The 2,803-nt window shown below is 70.5% G+C and carries 3 protein-coding genes; all 3 read right to left on the bottom strand.

The annotated features are described in order from the left end of the window. Window positions 1-809: serine/threonine-protein kinase (locus D1643_RS10475; RefSeq protein WP_160710558.1), on the bottom strand; the 809-nt coding region annotated here is incomplete at its 3' end. Between the two features lie 184 nt (window positions 810-993). Then, complete coding sequence (locus D1643_RS10470; RefSeq protein ID WP_201751092.1) at window positions 994-1,437, bottom strand: helix-turn-helix domain-containing protein; 444 nt, start codon at window positions 1,435-1,437, stop codon at window positions 994-996. A gap of 90 nt (window positions 1,438-1,527) precedes the next feature. After that, on the bottom strand, window positions 1,528-2,232 hold the full coding sequence (locus D1643_RS10465) for a DUF4190 domain-containing protein (protein WP_160710557.1): 705 nt from the start codon (window positions 2,230-2,232) through the stop codon (window positions 1,528-1,530). Window positions 2,233-2,803 lie beyond the last annotated feature (571 nt).

The raw sequence follows: 2,803 nt of genomic DNA, 5'->3' as shown, positions 1-2,803 counted from the left end.
GCCTGGGGGCCCGCGACGGCCGCCGCGAAGGCCGCGCGCAGGGCGCGGACGGACGGATAGCGCGCCGCCGGGTCGAAGGCCGTCGCCCGGGCCAGCACGGGGCGCAGCGCCACGGGCACCCCCGGCTCGTCGAAGGCGCCGCCCGCCAAACGCGGCGAGGGCACCTCCTCGGTAAGCAGGTAGTACAGCAGCATCCCCAGCGCGTAGACGTCGCTGCGCACGTCGGTCTGGCCGTAGCCGAACTGCTCGGGCGGCGCGTAGGCCCGCGTGCCGAAGCTGGCGGTGTCGCCCTCGGCGCCCTCGCGGTAGGCCCGGGCGATGCCGAAGTCGATGAGGGTCAGGTTCCCCTCGGACAGAATGACGTTGCCCGGCTTGAGGTCGCGGTGGATGAGCGGCGGGTCGAAGCCCTCGTGCAGCTCGACGACCGCGTCGCACAGCAGCGGGAACACCTCCTGGGCCAGGGCCGGCGACGGGTCGCGGCGGTAGACCGCCTCATGGAGCGTCTCGCCGCGGACGTACTCCATGATGACCACCAGCTCGTCATCGCGCTCGTAGCAGTCCTCGATCCGCGGCAGGTGCCGGAAGCGGGCGCCGGCGCGCTGGGCGGCCATGATGGCGGGATAGGCCGCCCCCATGCACGCCTCGCGCTTGATGCGCTTGCGAACGAAGGGGCCCAGCTCGGCGTCGTTGGCGCCCGCGAAGCAGACCACCTCCGTGGTCTCGTGAGGCGCCTCCTTTAGCACGCGGACGACGCGGTAGCACGCGTCGCGCTTGAGGGCGTCCAGGTATGAGGCGATGTCGTTTTCCATAGGATGTGATGGTAGCAAATACCGACAGCGGGAAGCGGCGGGGGCGCCGTCAGCCAGCGTCCGGCCAGGATGGCCGCCGATCCCGGCCGTCCCCGCCGAAGCATCCGCGGCGGCGCTCCGAGCCCGCCGGCCCGCGCCTTGCGCCCTGCCCGTTGGCGCGCTCGCCCGCCGCCGCGGACGCAGGTTAGCCGATGGTGTCTTCCTGGAAGCGGTAGAGCTCCTCGTCGGCGCGCTGGAGCGAGTAGCCGTGGGTGAGGGCGAAGATGATGATGGCGTCGCGGCGGCTCTTGCAGTACAGCTCGTTGGCGCCCCCGGCCTTGAGCAGGCGGTTCGCCTCGGTGAGCGTGAGGCCCAGGGCGAAGGCGAGGGCCAGCAGCTTGTCGCGGGAGGCGCCGCGCGCGCCGGTGAAGATCTGGTAGCCGAAGGTCTCGTTGAGCCCCGCGGCACGCACCACGTCGGCGCGCTTGAGCCCCTTCTCGGCCAGCAGCTGCTGGAGGTAGCCGGACAGGCCGCGCTCGCCCACGCGGTGGTCGCGGATGAACCGCTCGGGGCTCGGCGCCGCCAGCAGCTCGGCCAGCAAGTCCTCTGTCAGCGGCTCCTCCACCCGTCTCTTCCTCCTTCGCGCCATCCTGTCTTCTTCCCATTGTAGCGCCAGCCCGCGCGCGGGCGGGACGGAGGCGGGCCGCGACCCGTCCCTCCCCCGCGCCACGCGCCGGCCCTAGTAGGCCGAGGCCTCCACGATCTCGAAGGTGGCCCCCTTCATGGCCTCGAGCTTGTCGGAGGGCACGAAGGTGAACAGCTCGAAGTCCTGGCTCTGGCCGGGACGCAGGTCGTTGGCCATCGCGTAGCCGTCGTCGATGCGCCCGCCATCGGATCCGACGGCCTCGATGTGGATGTTGAAGGTGGCGGTCTGGTCGGACTTGTTGGTCAGGGTGACCGGCAGCCCCGTGTCCGCGAGGCCGTACTTGTCCTCGGTGGCGGCGAAGGCGCCTATCTGCACGTCCACCTCCTCGGCGAGCACCTGGTCGGTAGCATCGCCGGTCATGCGGTCGAGGTTGGCATCGGCCTCAGCCTTGGCCTGGTCGAAGGCGGCGTCGGTCTCGGCCTGGACCTTGTCGATGGCCGCGGAGTAGAGCGCCTGGGTGCCCAGGACAACGGCCCCGGCCACCACGGCCACCACGATGCCCGCGATGGCGAGCCCGCGGCCCGCGCGCTTGCCCCGGCTCGCGGCCACCACGCCGACGATGCCGAAGATCACGGCCAGCACGGCCAGGATGAACGAGAGGTTGTTGATGATGGGCAGAAACGACGTGACCGCCGCGACGATGCCCAGCACGAGCGAGGCGATGGCCATGCCGGACTTGGGCAGCGGAACAGCGGGGGCGCCCGCGGGGGCGATCGGCGCGCTCTGGGTGTTGGACATAAGAATCCCTTTCTCTCTGAAGCCGCCGAGGCGGCGGTTGCAAAAGTGAAGGGTATTCGTTCGCCGAAGCGACTTCATTAGCTGGGAGCTAAGATCGGGAGCTTTTTCGGAGGCAGAACGCGAGAGGCGGCACCCTTGGCGGAGCGCGGCCGTAGAACGAGGGGCGCCTTCCGGATTTCTGGCCATTTTTGCCATGGTTTACGCAGGTTTCCCGCCAAAGATCGCCCCGTTCATGTACGGTCAACTCGCTGACCTGGGGAAACGCAGACTGCTACGGCCTACGGACGGCAGCCTCCCCTCCTCGGCCGCGTAAAGCGTAGCGAAATTGGCCAGAAATCCGGAAAGAGGGCGCGAGACGAGGCCGCCGCCGAGGTTCTGCGCCAGATTCGAGAGGAAATCGGACGCGAGGCGAAGCTGCCCGGGGCGGACGGGCCGCCGCTCAAGCCCAGCGTGATGTCACGGGAGAGTCGGCTAGCCGTCGGCGCGCCGGCCGGCTAGCGGGCCGCGTCGGACGGCCGCGAGGCGAGCGCGCCGGCCAGCGAGCGCGACGCGTCGAGCGCCCGCGAGGCGA

The sequence above is a fragment of the Enterorhabdus sp. P55 genome, from assembly GCF_009911695.1.
Classification (GTDB): Bacteria; Actinomycetota; Coriobacteriia; order Coriobacteriales; family Eggerthellaceae; genus Enterorhabdus.
This window is presented reverse-complemented; position numbering and strand designations above follow the sequence as displayed.